Annotated in this window: 24 protein-coding genes; 7 read left to right on the top strand and 17 right to left on the bottom strand. The window is 75.1% G+C overall.

Annotation, left to right across the window (positions count from 1 at the left end; genetic code table 11):
• Positions 1-362: 362 nt before the first annotated feature.
• A complete protein-coding gene (leuS, locus tag ACI79Z_RS22095) occupies positions 363-3,257 on the top strand; it encodes a leucine--tRNA ligase (protein WP_456904074.1) in 2,895 nt (964 codons plus the stop codon).
• A 79-nt stretch (positions 3,258-3,336) separates the two neighbouring features.
• On the opposite strand, the gene ACI79Z_RS22100 is transcribed toward leuS, so the two are convergent.
• The 4 genes from ACI79Z_RS22100 to ACI79Z_RS22115 are packed head-to-tail and all read right to left on the bottom strand — an operon-like array spanning position 3,337 to position 6,401.
• Positions 3,337-3,720, bottom strand: coding sequence for a PPOX class F420-dependent oxidoreductase (locus ACI79Z_RS22100; protein ID WP_387989172.1), 384 nt, complete (start codon positions 3,718-3,720; stop codon positions 3,337-3,339).
• The gene (gene lipB / locus ACI79Z_RS22105) at positions 3,720-4,379 is read right to left on the bottom strand and encodes a lipoyl(octanoyl) transferase LipB (protein ID WP_387989175.1); all 660 of its coding nucleotides are present in this window, start codon (positions 4,377-4,379) and stop codon (positions 3,720-3,722) included. The genes ACI79Z_RS22100 and lipB overlap by 1 nt, the downstream gene beginning before the upstream one ends.
• A 22-nt stretch (positions 4,380-4,401) precedes the next feature.
• Complete coding sequence (locus ACI79Z_RS22110; protein WP_387989177.1) at positions 4,402-5,136, bottom strand: Type 1 glutamine amidotransferase-like domain-containing protein; 735 nt, start codon at positions 5,134-5,136, stop codon at positions 4,402-4,404.
• Positions 5,136-6,401, bottom strand: a complete 1,266-nt coding sequence (locus ACI79Z_RS22115; protein WP_456904077.1) for an NAD(P)/FAD-dependent oxidoreductase — start codon at positions 6,399-6,401, stop codon at positions 5,136-5,138. Before ACI79Z_RS22115 ends, ACI79Z_RS22110 begins: the two co-directional genes overlap by 1 nt.
• 118 nt (positions 6,402-6,519) lie before the next feature.
• Here ACI79Z_RS22115 and ACI79Z_RS22120 point away from each other — a divergent pair, with 118 nt between their 5' ends.
• Positions 6,520-8,145 carry a serine/threonine-protein kinase gene (locus tag ACI79Z_RS22120; protein ID WP_456904079.1) on the top strand — a complete coding sequence of 542 codons (1,626 nt, stop codon included), beginning with the start codon at positions 6,520-6,522 and terminating at the stop codon, positions 8,143-8,145.
• A gap of 14 nt (positions 8,146-8,159) precedes the next feature.
• On the opposite strand, the gene ACI79Z_RS22125 is transcribed toward ACI79Z_RS22120, so the two are convergent.
• The 4 genes from ACI79Z_RS22125 to ACI79Z_RS22140 form a co-directional block, all read right to left on the bottom strand.
• Entirely contained in the window at positions 8,160-9,071 is a 912-nt protein-coding gene (locus tag ACI79Z_RS22125; RefSeq protein ID WP_456904081.1) for a TIGR01777 family oxidoreductase, read from the bottom strand.
• A 72-nt stretch (positions 9,072-9,143) separates the two neighbouring features.
• Positions 9,144-11,024, bottom strand: coding sequence for a 2-oxoglutarate dehydrogenase, E2 component, dihydrolipoamide succinyltransferase (sucB, locus tag ACI79Z_RS22130; protein ID WP_456904083.1), 1,881 nt, complete (start codon positions 11,022-11,024; stop codon positions 9,144-9,146).
• Between the two features lie 60 nt (positions 11,025-11,084).
• The gene (gene lpdA, locus ACI79Z_RS22135) at positions 11,085-12,464 is read right to left on the bottom strand and encodes a dihydrolipoyl dehydrogenase (RefSeq protein ID WP_387989193.1); all 1,380 of its coding nucleotides are present in this window, start codon (positions 12,462-12,464) and stop codon (positions 11,085-11,087) included.
• A 141-nt stretch (positions 12,465-12,605) separates the two neighbouring features.
• Positions 12,606-14,117 carry a leucyl aminopeptidase gene (locus ACI79Z_RS22140; protein ID WP_456904085.1) on the bottom strand — a complete coding sequence of 504 codons (1,512 nt, stop codon included), beginning with the start codon at positions 14,115-14,117 and terminating at the stop codon, positions 12,606-12,608.
• 102 nt (positions 14,118-14,219) lie between these two features.
• Here ACI79Z_RS22140 and gcvT point away from each other — a divergent pair, with 102 nt between their 5' ends.
• Positions 14,220-15,329 (top strand): glycine cleavage system aminomethyltransferase GcvT, encoded by a 1,110-nt coding sequence (gene gcvT, locus ACI79Z_RS22145; RefSeq protein ID WP_456904087.1) that lies wholly within the window; start codon positions 14,220-14,222, stop codon positions 15,327-15,329.
• A 25-nt stretch (positions 15,330-15,354) separates the two neighbouring features.
• Here the strand turns inward: gcvT and ACI79Z_RS22150 are convergent, their stop codons facing one another.
• From ACI79Z_RS22150 to ACI79Z_RS22165, 4 genes are read right to left on the bottom strand one after another with little or no spacing between them, the layout of a single operon-like run.
• A complete protein-coding gene (locus ACI79Z_RS22150; RefSeq protein ID WP_387989202.1) occupies positions 15,355-16,491 on the bottom strand; it encodes a YihY/virulence factor BrkB family protein in 1,137 nt (378 codons plus the stop codon).
• A 41-nt stretch (positions 16,492-16,532) separates the two neighbouring features.
• Positions 16,533-16,808 carry a DUF4235 domain-containing protein gene (locus ACI79Z_RS22155; RefSeq protein WP_387989205.1) on the bottom strand — a complete coding sequence of 92 codons (276 nt, stop codon included), beginning with the start codon at positions 16,806-16,808 and terminating at the stop codon, positions 16,533-16,535.
• Complete coding sequence (locus tag ACI79Z_RS22160) at positions 16,805-17,272, bottom strand: DUF3618 domain-containing protein (RefSeq protein WP_387989208.1); 468 nt, start codon at positions 17,270-17,272, stop codon at positions 16,805-16,807. The genes ACI79Z_RS22155 and ACI79Z_RS22160 overlap by 4 nt, the downstream gene beginning before the upstream one ends.
• The gene (locus ACI79Z_RS22165) at positions 17,269-17,706 is read right to left on the bottom strand and encodes a phage holin family protein (protein WP_456904090.1); all 438 of its coding nucleotides are present in this window, start codon (positions 17,704-17,706) and stop codon (positions 17,269-17,271) included. Before ACI79Z_RS22165 ends, ACI79Z_RS22160 begins: the two co-directional genes overlap by 4 nt.
• A gap of 124 nt (positions 17,707-17,830) precedes the next feature.
• Here ACI79Z_RS22165 and ACI79Z_RS22170 point away from each other — a divergent pair, with 124 nt between their 5' ends.
• On the top strand, positions 17,831-18,043 hold the full coding sequence (locus ACI79Z_RS22170) for a hypothetical protein (RefSeq protein WP_387989214.1): 213 nt from the start codon (positions 17,831-17,833) through the stop codon (positions 18,041-18,043).
• A gap of 31 nt (positions 18,044-18,074) precedes the next feature.
• Here the strand turns inward: ACI79Z_RS22170 and ACI79Z_RS22175 are convergent, their stop codons facing one another.
• Together ACI79Z_RS22175 and ACI79Z_RS22180 are read right to left on the bottom strand one after the other, a co-directional pair.
• Positions 18,075-19,058 carry an aldo/keto reductase family protein gene (locus ACI79Z_RS22175; RefSeq protein ID WP_387989217.1) on the bottom strand — a complete coding sequence of 328 codons (984 nt, stop codon included), beginning with the start codon at positions 19,056-19,058 and terminating at the stop codon, positions 18,075-18,077.
• Positions 19,059-19,079: 21 nt separating this feature from the next.
• Positions 19,080-19,694 carry a DUF3043 domain-containing protein gene (locus ACI79Z_RS22180; protein WP_387989220.1) on the bottom strand — a complete coding sequence of 205 codons (615 nt, stop codon included), beginning with the start codon at positions 19,692-19,694 and terminating at the stop codon, positions 19,080-19,082.
• Positions 19,695-19,837: 143 nt separating this feature from the next.
• Between ACI79Z_RS22180 and ACI79Z_RS22185 the strand changes: the two genes are divergently transcribed.
• Positions 19,838-20,194 carry a HesB/IscA family protein gene (locus ACI79Z_RS22185; RefSeq protein ID WP_089402984.1) on the top strand — a complete coding sequence of 119 codons (357 nt, stop codon included), beginning with the start codon at positions 19,838-19,840 and terminating at the stop codon, positions 20,192-20,194.
• Positions 20,195-20,259: 65 nt separating this feature from the next.
• On the opposite strand, the gene asnB is transcribed toward ACI79Z_RS22185, so the two are convergent.
• The 3 genes from asnB to ACI79Z_RS22200 are packed head-to-tail and all read right to left on the bottom strand — an operon-like array spanning position 20,260 to position 22,925.
• A complete protein-coding gene (gene asnB / locus ACI79Z_RS22190) occupies positions 20,260-22,194 on the bottom strand; it encodes an asparagine synthase (glutamine-hydrolyzing) (RefSeq protein WP_456904093.1) in 1,935 nt (644 codons plus the stop codon).
• Positions 22,195-22,225: 31 nt separating this feature from the next.
• A complete protein-coding gene (locus ACI79Z_RS22195; RefSeq protein ID WP_456904095.1) occupies positions 22,226-22,570 on the bottom strand; it encodes a DUF3817 domain-containing protein in 345 nt (114 codons plus the stop codon).
• Positions 22,560-22,925 (bottom strand): metalloprotease, encoded by a 366-nt coding sequence (locus ACI79Z_RS22200; RefSeq protein WP_387989229.1) that lies wholly within the window; start codon positions 22,923-22,925, stop codon positions 22,560-22,562. The genes ACI79Z_RS22195 and ACI79Z_RS22200 overlap by 11 nt, the downstream gene beginning before the upstream one ends.
• A 255-nt stretch (positions 22,926-23,180) precedes the next feature.
• Between ACI79Z_RS22200 and ctaC the strand changes: the two genes are divergently transcribed.
• Both ctaC and ACI79Z_RS22210 read left to right on the top strand, forming a co-directional pair.
• On the top strand, positions 23,181-24,053 hold the full coding sequence (gene ctaC / locus ACI79Z_RS22205) for an aa3-type cytochrome oxidase subunit II (RefSeq protein WP_387989232.1): 873 nt from the start codon (positions 23,181-23,183) through the stop codon (positions 24,051-24,053).
• A gap of 54 nt (positions 24,054-24,107) precedes the next feature.
• Positions 24,108-24,512, top strand: a complete 405-nt coding sequence (locus tag ACI79Z_RS22210; RefSeq protein ID WP_387989235.1) for a cytochrome c oxidase subunit 4 — start codon at positions 24,108-24,110, stop codon at positions 24,510-24,512.
• The last annotated feature ends 295 nt before the right edge of the window (positions 24,513-24,807 follow it).

Genomic DNA, 24,807 nt, shown 5'->3' on the forward strand with positions numbered 1-24,807 from the left:
TGCCTCGACATCATCGCCCCCTCGGGAGCCCGCGCGCGGCGCGCCCGCCCCCCCCCCCGCCCCCCCCCCCCCCCCCCCCCCCCCCCCCCCCCCCCCCCCCCCCCCCCCCCCCCCCCCCCCACGCCGGAGGGACACCTGAGCGCGCCGCACGAGGACGACAACGGCTCGTCCGTCGTCCGGGTGCAGCCCGGAGCGCCCGACCGACCCGTCCGGGTGAGGCCCCGGGCGGTAGACTCGCGGCCGTGACCGGCGGACGCCTGCTTCTCCGGCCGTGCTGACCTGAGCAACCAGTCAGCACGGCGACCCCTCCTGTGTGAGGGGTCTTTTCATGTCCGCCGACGGATGACCCCGGGAGCACCGCGATGAGCCAGACGGCCAGCCAGCCCACGACCGAGCCGGCCGAGGAGGGCGTCCCCCCGCACCGCTACACCCCGGCCCTCGCCCAGCGGATCGAGCTGGAGTGGCAGGACCGGTGGGAGCGGGAGGGGACGTTCCACACACCCAACCCGGTGGGCCGCCTGTCCGAGGGCTTCGAGCGGGTCGAGGGCCGGCCCAAGACCTTCATCATGGACATGTTCCCGTACCCCTCGGGTGCGGGCCTGCACGTCGGCCACCCCCTGGGCTACCTGGGCACCGACGTCACCAGCCGGTTCCGCCGCATGGACGGCGACAACGTGCTGCACCCGATGGGCTACGACGCCTTCGGCCTGCCCGCCGAGCAGTACGCCGTGCAGACCGGGCAGCACCCGCGGATCACCACCGAGGCCAACATCGCGGCGATCCGGGCGCAGCTGCGCCGGCTGGGCGTCGACCACGACGAGCGCCGCACCTTCGCCACGATCGACCCGGGCTACTACCGGTGGACCCAGTGGATCTTCCTGAAGATCTTCGGCGCCTGGTTCGACGAGCAGGCCGGTCGCGCCCGCCCGGTCGAGGAGCTGGTCGCCGAGCTGGACGCCGGCACCCGCGAGCCCGCGCCGGGCACCAACCCCTCGGGGCGGCCGTGGGCCGAGCTGTCCGACGTCGACAAGCGCAAGGTCGTCGACGCCCACCGGCTGGCCTACCTGCACGAGGCGCCGGTCAACTGGTGCCCGGGCCTGGGCACGGTGCTCTCCAACGAGGAGGTCACCCCCGACGGCCGCTCCGAGCGCGGCAACTTCCCGGTGTTCCGGCGCCCGCTGACCCAGTGGATGATGCGGATCACCGCCTACGCCGAGCGGCTGCTGGCCGACCTGGACCGGCTGGACTGGTCGGACTCGGTCAAGCAGATGCAGCGCAACTGGATCGGCCGCTCGACCGGTGCCCGCATCCGCTTCGCCGCCGGTGACGAGACGATCGAGGTGTTCACCACCCGTCCCGACACCCTGTTCGGCGCCACCTACGTGGTGCTCGCGCCCGAGCACCCGCTGGTGGAGACGCTCACCGCCGACGCGTGGCCCGACGGCACCGACCCGCGGTGGACCGGCGGCGCGGCGACCCCGGCCGAGGCGGTGCGCGAGTACCAGCGGCAGGCATCCCGGCGCTCGGAGCTGGACCGGCAGAACGAGAGCCGGGAGAAGACCGGCGTGTGGCTGGGCACCACCGCCGTCAACCCGGTCACCGGGGCGGAACTGCCCGTCTTCACCGCCGACTACGTGCTGACCGGCTACGGCACCGGCGCGATCATGGCCGTCCCGGGCGAGGACACCCGCGACTGGGAGTTCGCGCAGGCCTTCGGCCTGCCGATCGTGCGCACGGTGCAGCCGCCCGCCGACTTCGACGGCGGCGCGTACACCGGCAGCGGCCCGATGATCAACTCGTCGAACAAGCACGTCTCGCTGGACGGGCTGACCGACAAGGCCGCCGCCATCGCCCGGGTGAGCGAGTGGCTGGTGGCCGCCGGGCACGGCGAGGCGACCACCACGTACAAGCTGCGCGACTGGCTGTTCAGCCGGCAGCGCTACTGGGGCGAGCCGTTCCCGATCGTCTACGACGCCGACGGCCTGCCGCGCGCGGTGCCCGAGTCGCTGCTGCCGGTGCTGCTGCCCGACGTCGACGACTACTCGCCGAAGACCTTCGCCGACGACGACGCCGACTCCCAGCCCGAGCCGCCGCTGTCGCGGGTCACCGAGTGGACGACCGTCGAGCTCGACCTGGGCGACGGGCCGAAGCCCTACCGGCGCGAGACCAACACGATGCCCAACTGGGCGGGATCGTGCTGGTACTACCTGCGCTACCTGGACCCGGGTGACGACACGCAGATGGTCGACCCCGAGCTGGAGCGGTACTGGCTGGGCCCGCAGTCGCCGGGCGACGTCGGCGGCGTGGACCTCTACGTCGGCGGCATGGAGCACGCGGTCCTGCACCTGCTCTACGCCCGCTTCTGGCACAAGGTGCTGCACGACCTGGGCTACGTGTCCAGCGAGGAGCCGTTCCGTCGGCTGGTCAACCAGGGCTACATCTCCGCCTACGCCTACACCGACGAGCGCGGCTTCTACGTGCCCGCCGCCGAGGTGGTCGAGGAGGACGGGCAGTTCTTCTTCGAGGGCAGGCCGGTCAACCGCGAGTACGGGAAGATCGGCAAGTCCCTGAAGAACATGGTCACGCCCGACGAGATGATCGGCGCCTACGGGGCCGACACGTTCCGGGTGTACGAGATGTCGACCGGGCCGCTGGAGCAGTCGCGCCCGTGGGACACCAAGGCCGTCGTCGGCTCGCAGCGGCTGCTGCAACGGATCTGGCGGGTCGTCGTCGACGAGGGGACCGGCGCGGTCCGGGCCGCCGACGACGCCGCGCCGTCCGAGGACGTGCTGCGGGCGCTGCACAAGGCGATCGCCGGCGTGCGCGACGGCATGGCGACGCTGCGGTTCAACGTCGCCATCGCCCGGATCGCCGAGCTGACCAACGCGCTGACCGCGGCCTACGGCGCCGAGTCCCCGGTGCCGCGGGCGGTGGCCGAGCCGCTGGTGCTGCTGGTGGCGCCGCTGGCCCCGCACCTGGCCGAGGAGCTGTGGGCCCGCCTCGGGCACTCCGACTCGGTCGCCTGGGCGCCGTTCCCGGTCGCCGACGAGCGGTGGCTGGTCGAGGACACCGTGCAGGTCGCGGTCCAGGTCAACGGCAAGGTGCGGGCGCAGGTGACCGTGCCGGCCGACGCCGACGCCGCGGCGCTGGAGGAGGCGGCGCGGGCCGACGAGAAGGTCGCCGCGCAGCTGGACGGCCGGACCGTGCGGCGCGTGGTCGCCGTCCCCGGCCGGCTGGTCAACTTCGTCGTCGCCTGACCGAGGACCCCGTCCCCCTCACCGCTCGCGAGCTCGCGGCGAGCCTCCGGACGGGGCCGGCCCCGCCCGGTACCCCGGTTCAGGCGGGGCGGACGCGGATGACCGCGTGCCGCTCGGTGCCCGGCCGGGTCAGCCGCTGCCACAGGCGCGCGCTGCCGTAGGAGACCCGCCACCGCCAGCCGTACCGGCGGGCGAGCGCGGCCCGCGCCTGCCGCCACTCGTGCGGCTGCAGCAGCTCGGCGGTGGCCTCGACGACCGGCCCCGTCACCCGGCCGCGGACGTCGCACGGCGCCACGGTGACCCGAGCGGTGTGCCGCAGCCGCTTGACCTTGCCGGAGTCGGCGCGGGTCCAGACGACGAGCGTGTCGCCGTCGGGTGCGGCCCACACCGGCGTGGGCACCGGCTCGCCGGTGCGGCGGAACGTGGTCAGGCTGACGTAGGTGCTGTCCGGCAGGCCGGCCATCAGGCGGCGGGGGCGAGGGTGAGCACCCGCCGCATCGCCGCCTCCACCGTGTCGACCACCTCGGCCACCGGGACGTCGCGGCCCAGCTCGGCGCTCAGCGAGGTGACCCCGGCGTCGGCGATGCCGCACGGGACGATCGCGCCGAACGCGCCGAGGTCGGGGTCGCAGTTGAGCGCGAACCCGTGCATGGTCACCCCGCGCGCGACCCGCACGCCGATCGCGGCGATCTTGCGCTCGGGCCGGAACCGGCTGCCGGGCCCGGGGGCGTCGGCGGCCACCCAGACGCCGCTGCGCCCGTCGACGCGCATCGTCGCGACGCCGACCGAGGCGCACACCTCCATGAGCGCGTCCTCGAGCCGGCGCACGTGGGCCACGACGTCGACCGGGTCGGGCAGGGCCACGATCGGGTAGCCGACCAGCTGGCCGGGCCCGTGCCAGGTGATCTTGCCGCCGCGGTCGACGTCGACCACCGGCGTGCCGTCGAGCGGGCGCTCGTGCGGCTCGGTGCGCCGGCCCGCGGTGTAGACCGACGGGTGCTCGAGCAGCAGCAGCGTGTCCGGCGCCTCCCCGGCGATCCGCGCGGCGTGGATCTCGCGCTGGCGCGCCCAGGCCTCCTCGTAGGGGACGGTGCCGGCCCGGACGACGCGCAGTTCGGTCACGGGACCCAGCCTATGCCCGCGATCACCGCAGCCGGCGGGGCTCGAGGCGGGTCTCCACGGCGGTGCCGTCGGGACCCCGTTCCACCCGGTGGGCCGCCTTGCCCGGCCGGTCGGCGACCGCCTCGACCAGTGCCGTCCCCCGGTAGACCAGGCCCACGCCGTCGTCGGTGGCGTGCCCGGCGGGCAGCGTGCCCTCGGCGACCAGCCGCCGGTACAGCGGGCGGCGTTGTTCCTCGGAGTCGTGGTGGACGCCGTTGGAGGTGGGGATCAGTCCCAGCCCGTTGGTGACCGGCCGCAGGTCGGGGCCGTAGGAGTCGGTGGTGCCGCCGACGTGCCAGCACAGCGACCCCGCCGACACCCCGCCGAGCACCACCCCGGCCCGCCAGCACTCGGCCAGGACCTCGTCGAGACCGTGCACCCGCCACACCGCCAGCAGGTTGGCCACGCTGCCGCCGCCGACCCAGATCACGTCCTGCGCCAGCAGGTGCGCGCGCACGTCGGGGACGGTGGGCATCGGGAACAGGCTCAGGTGGCTGAGCCGGACCGCGCTGCCGGCGAAGGCGCCGTACACGCCGGCCAGGCGCGCGGGGTCGTCGCCGGTGGCGGTGCCCAGGTAGCACAGGCGCGGCTGCGCGGGCGCCCCGGCGAGCTCGACGGCCAGGTCGAACACCGGGCCCGGCGCCCAGTCGTAGGGGCCCCGGCCGCGGGAGTCGAAGCCGATGCTCGTGGCCACGATCGTCGGGGCGGTGGCGGGCATCAGGCGGCCCCGGCCCCGGCCGCGGCCGCGGCTGCGGTCGCGGGCCGCAGCCGGCGCAGCACCGCGGCGGCGGTGCGGCGGCCGCTGGCCATGGCGCCCTGGATGGACGGGGTGTCCCGGTGGTCGCCGCAGACGTACAGGCCGCCGCCGAGGTCGACCGGGCGGCGCAGCCGCAGCGGGGGGAGCGCGGCCGGCTGTGCGCCGGTCACGGTCACCGATGTCAGGTGCCCGAGGTCCGCCGTCGCGACGTCGTGCAGCCGGGCCACCTCCCCGCGGACCTCGGCCTCCGGCGTCGGTGCCAGCGAGCTGCTGGCCACCAGGGCGCGGCCGTCGGGGGAGTAGGCCGGCTGGGCGTCGGTGAGCACCACGCTGTTGACCAGGCGGCCGCCGGGCGTCCCCAGGACGATGAGCGGCTCGGGCCACGGCGAGGCCGGCAGCACGTGGTAGTGGGTCGTCACCTGGCGGGGCGCGGCGGCCTCGACCGCCGGCACGAGGACGGCGGCGGTGTCGGGGTCGGTGGCCACCACGACGGCGTCGGCGCGCACCGGACCGGCGTCGCTGTCGACCGAGGTGCCCGAGACCGCGGTGACCCGGACCCCGTGGTGGACGCGCCCCTCGCCGACCCGGGCGGCCAGCTGCTCGCCGATCGCCTGGATGCCCTGCGCCGGCAGGCCGGTGCCGCCGCGGACGAAGCTGCGCCACAGCAGGTCCAGATAGCGGCTGGAGGTCTCCAGCCGGTCCTCGAGCAGCACGCCGGCGAAGAACGGCCCGAAGAACCGCTCCAGGGCCGTGGTGCCGACGCCGGCCCGCCGGAGGTGCTCGGCCGCGGAGGTCTCCGGGGCCGCCAGCAGGCTCGGGACCGGCCGGTACCCGGCCCGCGCGGAGAACGCGGCGATCGCCGCCTTGTGCCTCAGGGACCCCACCGGCGACCGCAGCGTGTCGGCCACCGCGGACGGCCGGCGGCGCGGGTCGGCGACCCGGTGCGCGCGGTCGCCGACGCGGACGACCGCCCCGGGGGCGAAGAAGCCGAGGTCGAGGGCGGGCAGGTCGAGGTCGGCGGCGCGCGGGTAGCCGGTGTTGAACACCTGGAAGCCGCGGTCGACGACGAACCCGTCGACCCGCTCGGTGGCCAGCCGGCCGCCCGCGGAGGCGGAGGCCTCCAGGAGGTGCACGTCGATCCCGGCGGCGGCCAGGCGGGTGGCCGTCGACAGACCGGCCAGCCCGGCGCCCACGACGACGACCTCGGCACGGGCGGGCAGCGGCATGTCCCGAACCTAGGTGCAGTCGGCGCCGGGCACCCGTCCGGGACGGCGCCTGTGGACGCCGCCCGGGCCTGTGGACGGCGGGGGCGGGGCGGGGCCGGTGCGGCCTACGGTCCCCGCCGTGCCCACCACCCCCTCGCCCAGCGCCGGCCCCGACGACGCCCCGGCGCCGCCGGTCGTCCCCGGCTACCGGCTCGACCGGCTGCTCGGCCGCGGCGGGTCCGGCGAGGTCTGGCGCGCGAGGCCGCGTGACGGCGGCGCGCCGGTGGCGGTGAAGCTGCTCGTGGCCGGCGACGCCGGGCGGCAGGCGCGCGAGGCGGCGCTGCTGGGTGCTCTCGACCACCCGCACCTGGTCCGGCTGCACGAGGTGGTGCACCAGCCCCGGCGCGGCGGCCCGGCCCGGGTGGCGCTGGTCCTCGACCTGCTCGAGGGCGGCAGCCTGGCGGCGCTGCTGGCCCGCCGCGGCCGGCTGCGCCCCGGTGAGGTGGTCACCGCGCTGGCGCCGGTGGCGGCCGCGCTGGCCTGCGCGCACGAGCAGGGCGTCGTCCACGGCGACCTGTCCCCGGGGAACGTCGTCTTCACCGCCGAGGGACGCCCGGTGCTCACCGACCTCGGCGTGGCGCGGGTCCTCGGTGAGGACGCGGCCGGTGAGGTGACCCCGGCCTACGTCGACCCCGCCGTCGCCCGCGGGAGCGCACCCGGCCCGGCCTCGGACGTCTTCGGCGTCGCCGCGGCCGCCTTCCACGCGCTGACCGGTGTCCCGCCGTGGAACGCTGCGACCCCCGCCGACACCCTCGCCGTCGCCGCCGCCGGCGAGCTGCCCGACCTCGCCGAGCTGGCTCCCGGCACGCCGCGCGCGCTGCTCGAGGTGGTCGGCCGCGGCCTGTCGGCCGATCCGCACGCGCGGGGGTCGGCGGCGGCCCTCGCGCTCGACCTGCGGCACGCCTGCCGCCCGGAGCCGGTGCGGCTGCCGACGCCGGGGGTCCCCGATGCCGACCTGGCGCGGACCGGCCGCGGGCCGCGCACCGAGCTGACCCACCAGGTGCCCGGCCGGCGTCGCCGGCCCGCGCCCGCCGAGGTCCCCGCACCGTCGGCCCGGTCCTGGCGGCCGGGGGGACCGTTCGTGCGGCGGGCTGCCGCGGGCATCGCGGTCGCCGCCCTGGTGCTGGGCGCGGTGGCGCTCGGGCTGGCGCTGACCCGCTCCGGGCCCGGCGGACCGGCGGCGGCCGCTCCGGCTCCGGCGTCCGCCGAACCGGCGCCGTCCGCGGCGGCGGTCCCGTCGCCCGCGGCGACCGCGTCGTCGGCGCCGGTCCCGTCCTCCGCGCCGGCCCCGCCGCCGTCGGCGGAGCAGGTCGACTGGAGCGCCGTCCTCACCGACCTCTACGACCGCCGCGCGCGGGCGTTCGCCACCGGCTCCCCGGCGCTGCTGGACGAGGTCTACACCGCGGACAGCCCGCTGCTCGCCGCCGACCGCGCCCACCTGAGCTCCCTCACCGCCGCCGGCGAGGTGCTGCGCGGCTTCACACCCTCGGTTTCCGGCGTGACGGTCGGGGCCGCGACCACCGGGGACGGGTCCGTGCAGGTGCGGCTGGTCGACAGCTGGCCGGAGTACGCGGTCGTGGCGGCCGCGTCCCCGGACGGCCCGGTGCTGCGCACGGAGGCCGGCCGCGGGGAGGCGCCGGTGACGATGGTGCTGGTCCCCGGGAGCGGCGGCTGGCGGATCGGGACCGCGGGGCGGCTGGCGTGAGCCCGGCGGAGGCGTCAGCCGCGGTCGAGCGCCTCGCGGAGGGCGGAGGGCAGGTCCCGGTGCCGGAACGGGTAGCCGGCCGCCAGCAGCCGCGCCGGCACGGCCCGCTGCCCGGCGAGGACGCTGGAGCGCCCGAACTCGCCGAGCGCCGACCGGATGGCGAAGCCGGGCACCGGCAGGACCGTCGGACGGTGCACGGCCCGGCCCAGCTCCCGGACGAACTCGTCGTTGCGCACGGGGTCGGGGCCGGTGAGGTTGACCGGCCCGGACACCTCTCCGGCGGTCAGCAGGAAGCGGATGGCGCCCACCTCGTCGTCCAGGCTCACCCACGGCCAGTACTGCCGCCCCGACCCCACCCGGCCGCCGAGGCCGAGCCGGAAGACCGTGCCGAGGATGCGCACCAGCATGGCGCCGCGGCCGATGACCAGGCCGGTCCGCAGCGTGACCACCCGGACGCCCGCCTCGGCTGCGGGAGCGGTGGCGGCCTCCCACTGCACGCACACGCGGGCGAGGAAGTCGTCCCCCGGCGGGGCGTCCTCCTCGACCACCCGGTCCCCGGTGTCGCCGTAGTAGCCGACCGCGGAGGCCGACAGCAGCACCCGCCTGCGCGAGGGGTCCTCGGCGGCCGCGGTGGCGAGCGCCTCGGCGATCGTGGTGGTGCTGTCCACCCGGCTGGCCAGCAGGTCCCGCCGGTACGCCTCGGTGAACGGGCGCGGCCGGATCGGCGTGCCGGCGAGGTTCACCACCGCGTCGACGTCGCGCAGCAGCGCCGGGTCGATCCGCCGGTGCTGGGGGTCCCAGCGGTGTTCGTCGGCGGTGCGGGGGGTGCGGCGGACCAGCCGGATGACCTCGTGCCCGTCGGCGCGCAGCTCCGGCACCAGCGTCGACCCGATGAGCCCGGAGGCCCCCGTGACGGCGATCTTCATGACCCTCCTCGTCCCCCCTGCCCGGTACGACGTCGGGCCCCGGCGCGTGCGCCGGGGCCCGACCGGGGGACGTCAGCTCAGGCCGAGCTCGCCCTCGAACTGTCCGGCCTCGAGCCGCTCCTTCACCGTGCCGAGGAACCGGGCGGCGTCGGCGCCGTCGACGATCCGGTGGTCGTAGGTGAGGGCCAGGTAGACCATCGAGCGCACCGCGATGACCTCGCCGAGGTCCGGGTCCTGCACGACGACCGGGCGCTTGACCACGGTGCCGGTGCCCAGGATCGCCACCTGCGGCTGGTTGATGATCGGCGTGTCGAACAGGGCGCCGCGGCTGCCGGTGTTGGTCAGCGTGAACGTGCCGCCGCCCAGCTCGTCCGGCGTCACCTTGTTCAGGCGGGTGCGCTCGGCGAGATCGGCGATCTTGCGGGCGAGCCCGCCGATGCTCAGGTCACCGGCGCCGTGGATGACCGGCACGAGCAGGCCGCGCTCGGTGTCGACGGCGACGCCCAGGTTCTCCTGGTCGTGGTAGGTGACCGTGCCGGCCTCCATGTCGACCGAGGAGTTCACGGCCGGGTGGGCCTTGAGCGCCTCGACCGCCGCCTTCGCGAAGAACGGCAGGAACGACAGCTTGACGCCCTCGCGGGCCTCGAAGTCCCGCTTGGCCCGGTCGCGCAGCTTGGCGATCCGGGTGACGTCGACCTCGACGACGGTGGTCAGCTGGGCGCTGACCGCCAGCGACTCGACCATCCGCCGGGCGATGACCCCGCGCAGGCGGGACATCTTCTCGGTGCGGCCGCGCAGCGCGGTGTCCGGCCGGGCAGCCGGCGACGGCGTGGTGGGCCGGCCGGCGGCGGCCGGGGCCGGAGCGGCCGCCGGAGCCGCGGCCGGGGCGGAGGCGGCCTCCGCGGCGGCCAGGACGTCCTGCTTGCGGATGCGGCCGCCCACGCCGGTGCCGGTGATGCCGGCCAGGTCGACGCCGTGCTCGGCGGCCAGGCGGCGCACCAGGGGCGTCACGTAGGTGCCGCCACCGTCGGCCGGGGCCGCGCTCGCCGGAGCCGCGCCTGCCGAGGACGGGGCCTCGGCCCGCGCGGGCTGGGAGGGCTGGTTGCTCTGCTGCGCGCGGACGGTCTCGGCCTCGCCGGACCCGTAGTCGGCCCCGGCGGGGACCGACGGCGGCGCGGCCGGCGGCTGGGGCGCGGGCTGCTGCTCCTGACGCGGCGCCGGAGCGGGAGCCGGGGCCGGGGCGGGGGCCTCCTGCGGGGCGGGTGCCGGCGCGGCGGGGGCGGCAGCGGGGGCACCGCCACCGGCGGCGCCGGACCCGATCACCGCCAGCTGGGCGCCGACCTCGACGGTCTCGTCCTCGTTGACCGTGATCGACAGCAGCGTCCCCGACACCGGGGCCGGGATCTCGGTGTCGACCTTGTCGGTCGAGACCTCGAGCAGCGGCTCGTCCGCGGTGACCTCGTCGCCGACCGCCTTGAGCCAGCGGGTGACGGTGCCCTCGGTGACGCTCTCGCCGAGCGCCGGCATGGTCACCGGCGTCCCCTCGCCACCGCCCTGACCGCCGCCCTGGTCGGCGGGGGCGGGGGCCTCGGCGGCGGGGGCGGGCTGCGGCTCGTCGGCGGCGCCGGGACCGGCGTCCTCCACCTGCTCGACCGGGGTCTGCGGGGTGGTGGCGTCGTCGGCGGAGGCCGGACCGCCGGCACCCGCGCCGTCACCCTCGCCGCCGATCACGGCCAGCTCGGCGCCGACCTCGACGGTCTCGTCCTCGGACACGAGGATCTTGGTGAGGACACCCGCCGCGGGGGAGGGGATCTCGGTGTCGACCTTGTCGGTCGAGACCTCGAGCAGCGGCTCGTCGGCCTCGACCTGCTCACCCTCCTGCTTCAGCCATCGGGTGACCGTGCCCTCGGTGACGCTCTCGCCCAGGGCGGGCATGGTGACGGAGGTCGGCATCGGGGCGGGGCTCCTTCGTGGTGGCGCGGGTGGGGGAGACGGGGAGCGGAGCCGGCCGGCTCAGCTGTGGGCGTGCAGCGGCTTGCCGGCCAGGGCCAGGTGGGCCTCGCCGATCGCCTCGCTCTGCGTGGGGTGCGGGTGGATCAGGGAGGCGACCTCGTCGGGCAGGGCCTCCCAGTTGAAGATCAGCTGCGCCTCGGCGACGAGCTCGCCGACCCGGCTACCGACCATGTGCACGCCGACGACCGGGCCGTCCTTCTGACGGATCAGCTTGACCGCGCCCTGGGTCTTGAGGATCTGGCTGCGGCCGTTGCCGCCCAGGTCGTAGACGAGGGTCTCGACGTCGCCGTACTTGTCGCGGGCCTGGGTCTCGGTCAGGCCGACCGAGGCGACCTCGGGGTCGGAGTAGGTGACGCGCGGGACGCCGGCGTAGTCGATCGGCACGACCGGGAGGCCGGCCAGCCGCTCGGCGACGAGGATGCCCTCGCCGAACCCGACGTGGGCCAGCTGCAGGGTGGGGATGAGGTCACCGACGGCGGAGATGGTCGGGACGTTGGTCTGGCAGTACTCGTCGACCAGCACGTAGCCGCGGTCCATCGCGACGCCGGCCTCCTCGTAGCCCAGGCCCTGGCTGACCGGGCCGCGGCCGATGGCCACCAGCACGATCTCGGCCTCGAACTCCTTGCCGTTCTGCAGGCTGACCTTGACGCCGTTCTCGGTGGACTGCACCGAGGACACCATGTTGCCGAGCTCGAAGTTGATCTTCCGGCGGCGGAAGGCGCGCTCGAGGAGCTTGGAGGAGTTCTCGTCCTCCAGCGGCACCAGGTGCTTGAGGCCCTCGATGATCGTGACGTCGACGCCGAAGGACTTCCAGGCGCTGGCGAACTCGCAGCCGATGACACCGCCGCCCAGGATGATCGCGGAGGTCGGGACGCGGTCGAGCGCGAGGGCCTGCTCGCTGTCCAGGACGCGGACGCCGTCGAGCTCGACGCCCGGGATGGAGCGCGAGTAGGAGCCGGTGGCCAGCAGCACGTGGCGGCCCTCGTAGGTCTGGCCGTCGACCGCCACCGCGGTGGGGGAGACCAGCCGGCCCTCGCCCTCGACGTAGGTGATCTTGCGGCTCTTGATCAGGCCCTGCAGGCCCTTGTACAGCCGCGAGATGACGCCGTCCTTGTAGGAGTTGACGCCGTCCATGTCGATGCCGGCCAGCGAGGTCTTCACCCCGAACTGCTCGCCCTCGCGGGCCAGGTCGGCGACCTCACCGGCGTGCAGCAGGGCCTTGGTGGGGATGCACCCGCGGTGCAGGCAGGTGCCGCCGACCTTGTCCTTCTCGATCAGGACGACCGACATCCCCAGCTCCGCGGCCCGCAGCGCGGCGGCGTAGCCACCCGAGCCACCACCGAGGATGACCAGGTCGGCGGGGGTGGTGGGTGCGCTCACGACGTGCTCCTCGATGCTCTCGGCCTGCCCCACCGGAACGGGTGGGGGATGGTCCTCGACCATCCTGCCACTCCACGTGACGGCGCAGGCCGAGGGCGGTTGCGCGCCGCGTGCGGCCGGGGTCCCCGGCCGCACGGGCGGTCAGCGGGTCAGCAGGTCCTCGATGGTCGCCAGCAGGGTGCGGACCGGCACCCCGGTGCCGCCCTTGGGCGTGTAGCCCCAGGGCGCACCGGTGTTGAAGCTGGGGCCGGCGATGTCGACGTGCGCCCAGGGCAGCCCGGCCGGGACGAACTCGGCGAGGAAGTGCGCCCCGACGAGCATGCCGCCCATCCGGTCGGCGTTGGCGTTGACGAAGTCGGCGACCGGCGAGTCGATGCCGCGCCGCAGCTCCTCGGGCATCGGCATCGGCCACATCGGCTCGCCGCTGCGCCGGCTGGCCGCGACGACCGCGTCGCGCATGTCGTCGCTGCCCATGACGCCGGCGGTGCGCGCGCCGAGGGCGACCAGCTGGGCGCCGGTGAGGGTCGAGGTCTCGAGCAGGACGTCCGGGGAGTCCTCGGCCGCGCGGGCGATGGCGTCGGCCAGGATCACCCGGCCCTCGGCGTCGGTGTTGGTGATCTCGGCCTTCTTGCCGTTGCGGAAGGTGACCACGTCGGCGGGGCGGTACGCGGTCCCGCTGGGCAGGTTCTCCGCCATCGGCACGGTGGCGGTCACCTCGACCGGCAGGCCGAGCTGGGCGACCAGGCACACGGTGGCGATCACGGCCGCGGCGCCGGCCATGTCGCTCTTCATCTCGTCCATCTTCGCGGCGGGCTTGATCGACAGGCCGCCGCTGTCGAAGGTGATGCCCTTGCCGACGAGGGCGACCCTCTTCTGCGCCTTCTTGCCCGTGTAGGTCATCCGCAGCAGCCGCGGGCCGCGCGCGGAGCCGGCGCCGACGGCCAGGATGCCGCCGTAGCCGCCGGCGACGAGGTCGTCCTCGTCGAGCACCTCGACCTTCAGGCCGGCCGCCTTGCCGGCCGCGGCGCCGCGGGAGGCGAGCTCGGCCGGGTGGAGGTCGTTGGGCGGGGTGTTGACCAGGTCCCGCACCAGCGCGACCGCGTCGGCCACGGCGCGGGCCCGCGCCAGCGGGGCCTTGGCCGCACCGGCGTCGGGGACGACGACCGTGAACTCGCGCGGCGGGGTGGGCCGGTCGGCGGGCAGGTCGGACTTGTAGGCGGTGAACTCGTACGCGCCCAGCAGGGCGCCCTCGCCGACGGCGTGCAGCCGCTCGGCGTCGGGGGTCCCGCCGACGGCGGCCAGCAGGGTCACGACCGAGCCGCGGCCGGTCAGCGCGCGGCTGGCGGCGCCGGCGGCACGCCGGATCGCCTCGGGGGAGTACCCGCCGGTGGCCTCGGGGGCGCCGAGCCCGACGGCGGCGACGACCGGGAACGGCCCCTGCCCGAGGCTGGCCACCCGGGTGACCTCGTCCTGGGCGCCGCGCGCCCCGAGGTCGGCCAGGGCGGGCAGCAGCCTGCCGCCGAGCAGCCGGTCCACGGCCTCCGCGCCCGGCGTGGGCAGCAGGCCGGCGGACCCCTTCCCGATGCCGACGACGACGGCGTCGGCGGGCGTCTTCTCGAGCGGGCGGTCGGTGGCGGTGATCGTGGGCGGCACCGCTCGATCCTAGAAGGACCCCCGTGTGCCCCACGCCTCGCAGGCCCGGCGCGGGTCCGTGCACGGGGGCCGTTCCAGCAGGTCGCCGGATAGCGTGCGGGGGTGACCGCGCGGACCTCGCCCCTCCACGACCGCCACGTGGCGGCCGGCGCCAAGCTGGCCGACTTCGGCGGCTGGTCGATGCCGATCGAGTACGCCGGCGGCGGGGTGCTCGCCGAGCACGCCGCCGTGCGGCAGGCGGTGGGCCTGTTCGACGTCTCGCACCTGGGCACCGGCACCGTGCGCGGGCCCGGTGCCGCGGCTCTGGTCGACGCCTGCCTGACCAACGACCTCGGGCGGATCGGACCGGGGCAGGCGCAGTACACGCTGTGCTGCGTCCCCGACGGCGAGGCCGACGCCGGCGGCGTGGTCGACGACCTCATCGTCTACCTGCACTCACCCGACGACGTGCTGCTCGTGCCCAACGCCGCCAACGCGCAGGAGGTCCTGGCGCGGCTGGCGGCCGCCGCGCCGGACGGCGTCACGGTGACCGACCGGCACGAGGAGGTCGCCGTCCTCGCCGTGCAGGGGCCGCGCTCCGCCGCCGTCCTCGAGGCCGCCGGACTGGCCGCCGGACTGGACTACATGGCGTTCGCCGGCGGGGAGGGGCAGGAGGTCACCGTCTGCCGCACCGGCTACACCGGCGAGCACGGCTACGAGCTGCTCGTCGCCGCCGAGCGGGCCGACGCGCTGTGGGACCGGCTGCTCGAGGCCGGCGCCGCCGAGGGGATCCGCCCGTGCGGGCTGGGCGCGCGGGACACGCTGCGCACCGAGATGGGCTACCCGCTGCACGGGCACGAGCTGTCCCGCCGGATCACCCCCAACCAGGCGCGCAGCGGCTGGGCGGTCGGGTGGAGGAAGCCCGCGTTCTGGGGGCGGCAGGCGCTGCTGGCCGAGCGGGAGGCCGGCGCGACGCGGCTGCTGTGGGGCCTGCGCGCCACCGGCCGCGGCATCCCGCGTCCCGGCATGGACGTGCTCGACGAGTCCGGCCGCCGCGTCGGCGAGGTCACCAGCGGCACCTTCTCCCCGACGCTGCGCACCGGGATCGCGCTGGCCCTGCTCGACGCCGCGGCCGGGATCGCCCCGGACACCCCGCTCGCCGTCGACGTCCGGGGCCGCCCGCAGCCCGTCGTCGCCGTCCGGCCGCCGTTCGTGCCCTCCCACGTGCGCTGAGCGCAGGAGCCCGCCGGGGAGGGGCTCAGGCCTTCTGCTTCGACTCCTTCGTCGGCTCCGGCGGGTCGGGCAGCTCGTCGGCCATCGTGGCGTTGCGCTGGCCCATGGGGACCGGCGGGCCCTCGGTGGTGTCCTCGGCCGTCTGGTGCTCGGCCTCGGAGTTGATCTCCGCGCCGAGCAGGACCAGGTAGCAGGTCAGGTACAGCCACAGCATCAGCACGATGACGCCGGCGATGGCGCCGTAGGTCTTGTCGTACGAGCCGAAGTTGTTGACGTAGAAGCTGAAGCCCAGGCTGACCAGCGCCCAGATGACCGTGACGACGATCGCGCCGAGGCTCACCCACTTGAGCTGCGGCGCGTCGCGGTCGGGAGCGACCCGGTAGAGCACCGCCAGCGAGCCGGCGAACACCCCGAGCAGCAGGACCCACCGCAGGACCTGCGCCAGGACCGTGCCGACGACGCCGAGGGGGAGCGCGTCCATCACGACCGGCACCACCGCGACCAGCGCGAAGGTGACCAGCACGAACACGATGGCGCCGAGCGTGAGCCCGAGCGCCATCGCCTTGCGCTTGACGAAGCCGCGGGTCTCCACCTCGTCGTAGGCGATGTTCACCGCGGTGATGACGTTGCCCGTGCCGCCGGACGCCGACCACAGCGCCGCGAGCACCGAGACCACGAGCGACAGCGACAGCGCGCCGCCGCTGTTCTGCGTGATCGCGGTCAGCTGGTCGCCGATCAGCGCCGCCGCCTCGTCGGGCAGCTGGGCCGAGAGGCTCTCGACCTGCCGGGCGACGGTCTCCGGCGAGGCCACGAGCCCGTAGATGGAGATCGTCGCGATCAGCGCCGGGAAGATCGCGAGGAAGGCGAAGAACGCGACGCCGCCGGCGATGATCGGCATGTTGTCGGCGTTGTTCTCCGCCCACGCCCGCTTGACGATCTGCTTCCAGCCCCGGGCCGGGATCTCGGTGGGCTTGTCCGCGTGCATCCCGGGGAGCTCGGCCGGCGTCGGGCCGCCGGGTGGCACCCGGCCCGGATCGGCCGCCTCCTCACCCCGGGCGGCCCGCTGCGCCGCCTCCCGCGCGGCCGCCCGCCGGGCGGCCTTCTCCTCGACCCGCTCGCGGATGCGGTCGACCGCGCTGTCGCGCTGCCTGGTCCCGCCCATCTGCCGCCCCCTCCCGTCGGTCGCCGTCCGGCCGGGCGGCGTCAGTCGCCCGGCCAGCTGCCGGTGAGCTTGGTGAAGCCGCGCGCGCCGGCGCGGTCGATCGCCGCCTTGGTGGCGGCGAAGATCGCGCCCTGGATCGCCGCGGCGAGGACCACCTCGCGCATGCGGTACTCGCTCTGCAGCGCGTCGGGGGCGTCGTCCTCCCCGGAGATGCGCTTCCACACCTGCTTGAAGACCGCCCCGGAGACGACACCGGCGAGGATGCCCCCGACCAGGCCGACCGGGCGGTAGACGAGCTTCGCGCCCTTGCTGCTCACTTCCGCACCCTCCTCGCGGCCTTCCGGGTCCGCTGCCTCGTCCTCCGCGCATTCCTCGCCACCGCCCGGCGGGCCTGGGCCGCCTCGCGGGCGGCCTCCTTGCGGGCCCGGTGGGCCTCGGCGCGGGCCTGTGCCACGGCGGTCGTCGACCCGGTGGCGGCGGCCGCGGCCCGGCGGTGCCGGCGCCGCCGCCGCCAGACGAGCAGCCCGACCAGGCCTGCGAGCGCGGCACCGGCGCCGATGACGGTGGGCGGGCTCTCGCGGTAGGTCTCGACGGCGGTGTCCTTGGCCCGGGCCGCCCCCTCCTTGGCCCGGGCGGGGACGTCGAGGCGGTGGCTGAGCTCGTCGACGGTGCGGCCGAGCTGCTCCCGGGTGGCCTCGATCTCGGCCTTGATGGCCTCGGGGTCGGTGGGGCCGTTCGCGGCGGCGTCGTCGGGCCGGGAGCCGCCGGTCGGGGTGCTCATCGGCGCGCACTCTGCTTCACCGTCGCGATGTCGGCCTTGGTGCTGGCGATCGCCTCGGTCGGCACCGGCGGCGTGCCCTTCTGCACGTCCTTCTTGCCGACCAGCGCCAGGACCCCGGCGACGGCGAACAGCACCACCGCCACGATCAGGGCGGCGAGCCAGGCGGGCAGGACGACGTCCAGGGCCAGGACGGCGGTGGCGACCAGCACGCACAGCCCGAGGAAGCCGAACAGCCCGGCGCCGCCGAACAGGCCGGCGCCGATGCCCAGGCGCTTGGCCTTCTGCGTCATCTCGGCCTGGGCGAGGCGCGCCTCGTCGCGGACCAGGCGGGAGACCTGCTCGGTCAGCTGGCTGATCAGCTGGCCGGTCGAGGCCTCGTCGGTCGACGGCGGCGGGGGTGTGGCGCGCGAGGCGCCCGCGGGGGGCACGGTCATCGGTCCTCCGGGGAACGGGGCGGTCGATGACCTCCCATGCCCGGGGAGATCGGCGGCGTAACCCCGCGGGTGGTCACACCCCGGACACGACGCGGGCGGACGGCGCGGTCACTACCCTCGCGCCATGAGCTGGACGTGGCGGCTGGAGGACCCGACCGGCGCGACCCTGGACCCGGCGGCGCTCGGCGTCGAGGTGCCGCCCGCGGACAACCAGGGCGACGCCGAGTCGTGGCTCGGGGAGAACTGGCGGGACCTGCTGGCCCGGGGCGTGGCCACGGTGAGCCTGTTCGACGGCGACACCAAGGCGTACGGGCCGATGGCGCTGGCCCCGGCCTGAACCTCGACCTGAGGTCCAGGCCGGGGGTCGGTCAGCCCCGGGCGGTCTTGGCCGGGTCGCGCTCGACGACGTCCCCGAGCACCTCGTCGATGCGCGCCATCACGTCGTCCTCGAGGCGCACACCCGCGGCCTTCACGTTGTCGTGCACCTGCTCCGGGCGGGTCGCGCCGATGATCGCCGCGGCCACGTTGTCGTTCTGCAGCACCCAGGCGACGGCGAGCTGGGCCATGGACAGGCCGAGGTCGTCGGCGACGGCCCGCAGCTCCTGCACGCGGCTGAGGACGTCGTCGCGCAGGAAGCCGCGCATCGACTGCCCGGCCTCGCTGTGCCCGGCCCGGCTGTCGGCCGGCGGCTGCTCGCCCGGCCGGTACTTGCCGGTGAGCACGCCCTGGGCCAGCGGCGACCAGACGATCTGCGACACGCCCTCGCGCTGCGACGTCGGGACGACCTCGTCCTCGATGACCCGCCACAGCATGGAGTACTGCGGCTGGTTGCTGATCAGCTGGATGCCGAGGTCGCGGGCCAGCGCCGCGCCGGCGGCGATCTCCTCGGCCCGCCACTCCGAGACGCCGACGTAGAGGACCTTGCCCGCCCGCACCAGGTCGGCGAAGGCGGTCATCGTCTCCTCGAGCGGCACCGTCGGGTCGTACCGGTGCGCCTGGTAGAGGTCGATGTGGTCGGTCTGCAGCCGCCGCAGCGAGGCGTCGCAGCTCTCGGTGACGTGCTTGCGGCCCAGGCCGCGGTCGTTGGGGCCGGGGCCGGTGGGCCAGTAGACCTTGGTGAAGATCTCCAGGCCCTCGCGGCGCTGGCCGGCCAGGGCGCGGCCGAGCACCGACTCGGCGCGGGTGCCGGCGTAGACGTCGGCGGTGTCGAAGGTCGTGATGCCGGCGTCGAGGGCGGCGCGCACGCAGGCCTGCGCGGCGTCCTCCTCGACCTGGCCCCCGTGGGTGAGCCAGTTGCCGTAGGCGATCTCGGAGATGGTCAGGCCGGAACGGCCGAGGCGTCGGTACTCCACGTGCCCCGACGCTAGTGCCGGCTAGACCTCGGCGCCGACCGCGACCTCGGGCTTCGGGAACCGCCAGCGGCGGATCATCGTCGCCCGGCTGACGCCGTACCAGACCAGGCCCTTCATCCGGTGCGGCTGGTCGGGGAAGCGCCGGCGGACGGTCCTCGAGATCCGCCGGCCCAGGAACACCGAGTCGACGATGATCACCAGGAAGAACAGGAACCAGACGAAGACCGTGTAGTTCTGCACCGCCGGGTTCGGGATGAAGTACCCGACCAGCACCAGCGCGGCGACGGGCAGGAAGAAGCTGCCCGCGTTGCGGCGCGCGTCGACCAGGTCGCGCACGAGCTTGCGCACCGGGCCGCGGTCGCGCGCCGGGAGGTAGGCGTCGTCGCCGCGCGCCATGCCCGCCCGGGTGTCGGCCCGCCGCTGCGCCTGCTGCTGGCGCATGCGGGCGTAGGCCTCCTTGCGCGTGGTGGGCGGCGGCGGGGGAGGACCGGGACGGCGGCCTTGCGCCTCGGCGCGCCTGGGCGTCGGGCGGCCCTTGCCGCCGGCCTTCACCAGTTGCTGCTCGGTCAAGTCGGCGGCGGTGTCCGGGGCGGTCTCGGCGGCGCGGTCCCGGCGCCCGGGCAGGCGGAGCTTCACGGCTGCGAGTCTACGTGCGGCCCCGTGAGGGACTGGCCTCCCGCGGTGCGCGCCGTACAGTGGGAAGAGGGCCCGCCACGGCGGTGTTGACCCGCGGCAGGGACTGCCGCAACGGACGCCCTCGGATGTGGGAGGACAACGACATGACGGTGCAGGACACCGAGACCACCGGCAGCACCGGCGTGCTGCTCAGCGAGCCGGCCGCCTCGAAGGTCAAGGCGCTGCTGGACCAGGAGGGCCGCGACGACCTGCGTCTGCGCATCGCCGTCCAGCCCGGTGGCTGCTCCGGCCTGCGCTACCAGCTCTTCTTCGACGAGCGGTTCCTCGACGGCGACCAGACCTACGAGTTCGGTGGCGTCGAGGTCATCGTCGACCGGATGAGCGGCCCGTACCTGGGTGGCGCGGTGATCGACTTCGTCGACACCATCGAGAAGCAGGGCTTCACGATCGACAACCCGAACGCGCAGGGCTCCTGCGCGTGCGGCGACTCGTTCCACTGAGCGCCTGCGCCTGAGCGCGAGAACGGCGCCCGTCCCCCCGTGGGGGCGGGCGCCGTTCCGCGTCCTCAGAGCTTGACGGGGTAGACCGTCTCCGGGACGTCGACGACGATCCGCTCCTCGACGAAGATCCCGTGCCACACCATGAAGACCAGCACCGACCACAGCTGACGGGCGATCCGCTTGCTCGGCACCTCCTCGGCACGCAGCCGGTCCAGCAGGCCGAGGACGACGTCGCGGTCGAGCCACTCCTGCGTCTGGCTCGAGGTGACGATCTCGCGGGCCCACTCGTGCAGCGGCCCGGCGAGGAAGTCCGCCGTCGGCACGGGGAAGCCGAGCTTGCGGCGGTTCATGATCCGCGGCGGCACGATCTGGCGCATCGCCTGGCGCAGCGCGTACTTGGTGGCGTCGCCGCGGCGCGGCACCCGCTGCTCGACCGGGAGCGTGCTCGCGACCGCGAACACCTCGGGGTCGAGGAACGGCACCCGCAGCTCCAGCGAGTTGGCCATGGTCATCTTGTCGGCCTTGACCAGGATGTCGCCGCGCAGCCAGGTGAACAGGTCCACGTACTGCATGGCCGTCACGTCGTCGTAGCCGGCCTCGCGGGTGCGCCGGTACAGGTCCTCGGTGACCGCCACGTGCGACAGGTCGGGGTCGCGGCCGGGCAGCAGCGCGGCCAGCTCGTCGTCGCGCAGGTTGCGGGCGTTGCCGTAGTACCGCTGCTCGAGCGGGATCGACGCCCGGCGCAGCAGGTCCTGGCCGCGGACGCCCTCGGGCAGCACGTCGGCGATCCGGGCCATCGCCCGGCGGGCGGCCGGCGGCAGCTTCGACGCCCACGCGAGGCTGATCGGCTCGCGGTAGATGGTGTAGCCGCCGAACAGCTCGTCGGCGCCCTCGCCGGACAGCACGACCTTCACGTGCTTGCGCGCCTCGCGGGCCACGAAGTACAGCGGCACGAGCGCGGGGTCCGCGACCGGGTCGTCGAGGTACCAGACCACCTCGGGGATGGCCGCGGCGAACTGCTCGGCGCTGACCTCGACCGGCACGTGCTTGACGCCGAGGATCGACGCCGACTCGGCGGCGATCTCGATCTCCGACTGCGCCTGCCGCTGGAAGCCGACCGTGAACGTCAGCAGGTCCGGGTTGTACCGGTGCGCGAGCGCGGCGATCGCGGTGGAGTCGATGCCGCTGGACAGGAACGACCCGACGGTGACGTCGGCCCGCATGTGCTTGGCCACCGACTCGTCGAGGACCTCGGCGATGCGGTCGTAGAGCTCCTGCTCCCGGCCGGCGGGCACCGGCTGCGGCGTCCAGGCGGGGTGGAAGTAGCGCGCGGTGGACAGCTCGCCGTCGACGACGGTGAAGCTCGTGCCGCTCTCGATCCGGCGGATGCCGCGGTGCAGCGTCGCCGGCTCCGGCACGTACTGCAGCGTCAGGTAGTGCTGCAGCGACGCCGGGTCGACCCCACCCGCGGCCGCGCTCCCGCCGAGCAGCTGCAGCAGCGCCTTCTTCTCCGAGCTGAAGACCAGCCCGCCGTCGGCCAGGCGCGCGGTGAACAGCGGCTTGATGCCGAACGGGTCGCGGGCGCCGAACGCGGTGCGGGTCTCGGTGTCCCAGATGACGAAGGAGAACATCCCGCGCAGCCGCCGGACGACGTCCTGGCCCCACAGGTGGTAGCCCGCGACGATCGTCTCCGTGTCGCCGTGCGTGGCCAGCTGCGCGCCGGCGGCCTGCAGCTCCTCCCGCAGCTCGACGTAGTTGTAGATCTCCCCGTTGAACAGGATCCGGTAGCGGTCACCGGCGTAGGGGAGGGGCTGGGGGCTGCCCTCGACGTCGATGATCGACAGCCGGTTGAAACCCAGGACGACGTTCTGGTCCGACCAGACCGCGGTGTCGTCGGGGCCGCGGTGGTGCAGGCAGTGCAGCGCCTCGCGGACGTCGTCGACGTGCCTCTCGGCGACCCGGGGCGCGTCGGTGGACAGGTAGGCCAGCAGGCCGCACATGCGGGGGTTCTCCCGGGAGTGAGGAGGACGGTCAGAGGGGCCGGCCGGCGCGGACGCGGGTGGTCACCCGGCGCTCCGCGACGAACGACACGAGGGGGACGACGCCGGCGAGCAGCACCAGCAGGGTCCCCTTGGCGGTGAACCGCGCCTTGAGGGCCAGGTCGAACGCCGTGACGAGGTAGACGATGTAGAGCAGCCCGTGGACGGGCGAGACGACCGCGGACACCTCGGGGATCCCGGCCGCGTAGCGCAGCGGGATGGCGACGGCGACGAGCACCAGGAGCATCACGCCGACGGCGTAGGCCATGACGCGGTAGCGGGTGAGCGCGCCGGCCACCTGGGGGGGCAGCGTTCCCTGCTGCGGCTCAGCGGCCACTCGGACCCCGCTGACCGAGCGCCCGCTCGTTGAGCTCGGCGAGGTAGGCGTTGTAGGCGGCCAGCTCCGGGTCCCCGCTGGTGTCGACCCGCGGCCGCTGGTACAGCACGACGGCGGTGGTCGGCTCGTCCTCGTCGGGGTGCCGGTTGAGCTCGACGCGGACCATCCGGACGTAGAACCACAGGCCCATGAGCCCGTACAGCGGCCACTGCAGCGCGTAGCTCCAGTTGACCGCGCCGCCGCCGGCCTCGGCCTTGGTCAGCTGCCAGTACCCGAGGAAGAACGTGGCGACGAACAGGGCGGCCACCAGCAGGTGCAGCAGCACCCAGCGGGGGGTCAGCAGCCGCGTCCACACGCCCTCGACTCTAACCGCCCCGGCCGCCGGCGAGGCGGCACGGTGAGGAGGGCCACGAGCGGCCCTGTCACCGGCGTCCCGGCGGTCCCGGCCGACCCGCCGGTACCGGGTCTCCGGTGGTCGGCCGCCGTGCGGGGTCGGCTAGTCTCGGCCCAGACTGAGGTCGGCGCACGGACCAGGGCGGGCTCCCGCCCGTGGCCGCGCCGGGAGAGCCGCCCGGGAACCGCCGGGCGGAGGACGAGGAGGCAGCGAGCAGTGGCTCGACGCAGCAGGCTCGCGCGGGTCGCCGCGCTCGGTCTCCTGGGGGTGCTCACCCTCACCGGGTGCGACCTCAACAACGAGTTCTGGCGCTTCGGGTTCCCCGAGGGCGTGACCGAGGAAGCGACGGCGATCCGTCAGCTGTGGACCGGGTCGGTCATCGCGGCGCTGATCGTCGGCTTCATCGTGTGGGGGCTGATCATCTGGTCGGTGATCGTGCACCGGAAGAAGGGCGACGACCTGCCGCGGCAGACGGCGTACAACCTGCCGCTGGAGATCGCGTACTCCATCTTCCCGTTCATCATCATCGCCGCCCTGTTCTTCTTCACCACCTCGGTGCAGAACGACGTGCAGGAGCGCAGCGACGACCCGGACACGACGATCGCGGTCAACGCCTTCAAGTGGAACTGGCAGTTCGTCTACCCGGAGACCACCGGTCCCGACGGCGAGCCGGTGAACACGGTCGGCTCGACCGACGAGATCCCGATCCTCGTGCTGCCGGTCGACCAGGACATCCGCTTCGAGGTCGCCTCCGCCGACGTCATCCACTCGTTCTGGGTGCCGGAGTTCCTCTTCAAGCTCGACGTCATCCCGGGCAACGAGAACGGCCGGGACAACGTCTTCGAGCTGCACCCGAACGAGACGGGTGCCTACGTCGGGCGCTGTGCGGAGCTCTGCGGCTCGTACCACGCGTACATGAACTTCGAGGTCCGCATCGTCAGCGCCGAGGACTACGAGGCCTACCTGGCCGCCCGTGAGGCGGGTCAGAGCACCCGCGAGGCGCTCGAGAGCATCGGCCAGGACGGCGAGGCCACCACGACCCGGCCGTTCCGCGTGGGCGACGGCTACTACCAGCGTGCGGCCGACTGACGTGTCCGCCGGCACCGAGGACCACCGCACCGACGCTGCGCAGGGAGGACGGCCGTGAAGGTCGAGGCGCTCATCTTCAACCTCATCGCGGTGTTCTGCATCGTCGCCGCGGCCGTCTACGGCTTCTGGTCGCAGGAGCCGATCGGCACCACCGCGCTGATCCTGTCCGGGGGGCTCACCGGCCTCATCGGCGGCTTCTTCTGGTTCATCTCCCGCCGCATCGACGCCCGGCCCGAGGACCGCAAGGACGCCGAGATCGCCGAGGGCGCCGGCGAGCTGGGCTTCTTCCCCCCGGCCAGCTACTGGCCCTTCGGCCTGGCCTCGGCCGCGGCCGTCACGGGCCTGGGCCTGGCCTTCTGGTACGACTGGCTGATCATCATCGGGGTCGTGAGCCTGCTCGTGACCATCGGCGGCCTGCTGTTCGAGTTCTACGTCGGGCAGAACGCGCAGTCCAGCTGACGTCCGCTCGCTGACGAGGGCCCTCTCCCGCACCGCGGGAGGGGGCCCTCGTGCGTTCCCGGCGCCGGATGCCGGCGGGCTCCGTGGCGGCCGGGGATCCGGGAGTGCCACCCCACGGGGCGTCGCCTACGGGGTCCGGGCCGGCCTCCCCGGCGCTCCAGGAACGCCGTGTGGCCGCCGTGGCAGCGTCCGCGGTCACCCCGCCCCGGGGGGGGGGGGGGGGGGGGGGGGGGGGGGCGGGGGGGGGGGGGGGGGGGGGGGGGGGGGGGGGGGGGGGGGGGGGGGGGGGGGGGGG

The sequence above is a fragment of the Geodermatophilus sp. SYSU D00663 genome, from assembly GCF_054050655.1.

Bases quoted from the DNA above. Each gene is read 5' to 3' on its own strand.
- ACI79Z_RS22150 (WP_387989202.1), bottom strand. From the start codon at position 16,491: ATGGGCGGGACCAGGCAGCGCGACAGCGCGGTCGACCGCATCCGCGAG.
- ACI79Z_RS22110 (WP_387989177.1), bottom strand. From the start codon at position 5,136: ATGCCCGCCACCGCCCCGACGATCGTGGCCACGAGCATCGGCTTCGAC.
- ACI79Z_RS22100 (WP_387989172.1), bottom strand. From the start codon at position 3,720: ATGGCCGGCCTGCCGGACAGCACCTACGTCAGCCTGACCACGTTCCGC.
- ACI79Z_RS22125 (WP_456904081.1), bottom strand. From the start codon at position 9,071: ATGAAGATCGCCGTCACGGGGGCCTCCGGGCTCATCGGGTCGACGCTG.
- leuS (WP_456904074.1), top strand. From the start codon at position 363: ATGAGCCAGACGGCCAGCCAGCCCACGACCGAGCCGGCCGAGGAGGGC.
- ACI79Z_RS22185 (WP_089402984.1), top strand. From the start codon at position 19,838: ATGACGGTGCAGGACACCGAGACCACCGGCAGCACCGGCGTGCTGCTC.
- sucB (WP_456904083.1), bottom strand. From the start codon at position 11,024: ATGCCGACCTCCGTCACCATGCCCGCCCTGGGCGAGAGCGTCACCGAG.
- ACI79Z_RS22170 (WP_387989214.1), top strand. From the start codon at position 17,831: ATGAGCTGGACGTGGCGGCTGGAGGACCCGACCGGCGCGACCCTGGAC.
- ACI79Z_RS22115 (WP_456904077.1), bottom strand. From the start codon at position 6,401: ATGCCGCTGCCCGCCCGTGCCGAGGTCGTCGTCGTGGGCGCCGGGCTG.
- ACI79Z_RS22165 (WP_456904090.1), bottom strand. From the start codon at position 17,706: ATGACCGTGCCCCCCGCGGGCGCCTCGCGCGCCACACCCCCGCCGCCG.
- asnB (WP_456904093.1), bottom strand. From the start codon at position 22,194: ATGTGCGGCCTGCTGGCCTACCTGTCCACCGACGCGCCCCGGGTCGCC.
- ACI79Z_RS22160 (WP_387989208.1), bottom strand. From the start codon at position 17,272: ATGAGCACCCCGACCGGCGGCTCCCGGCCCGACGACGCCGCCGCGAAC.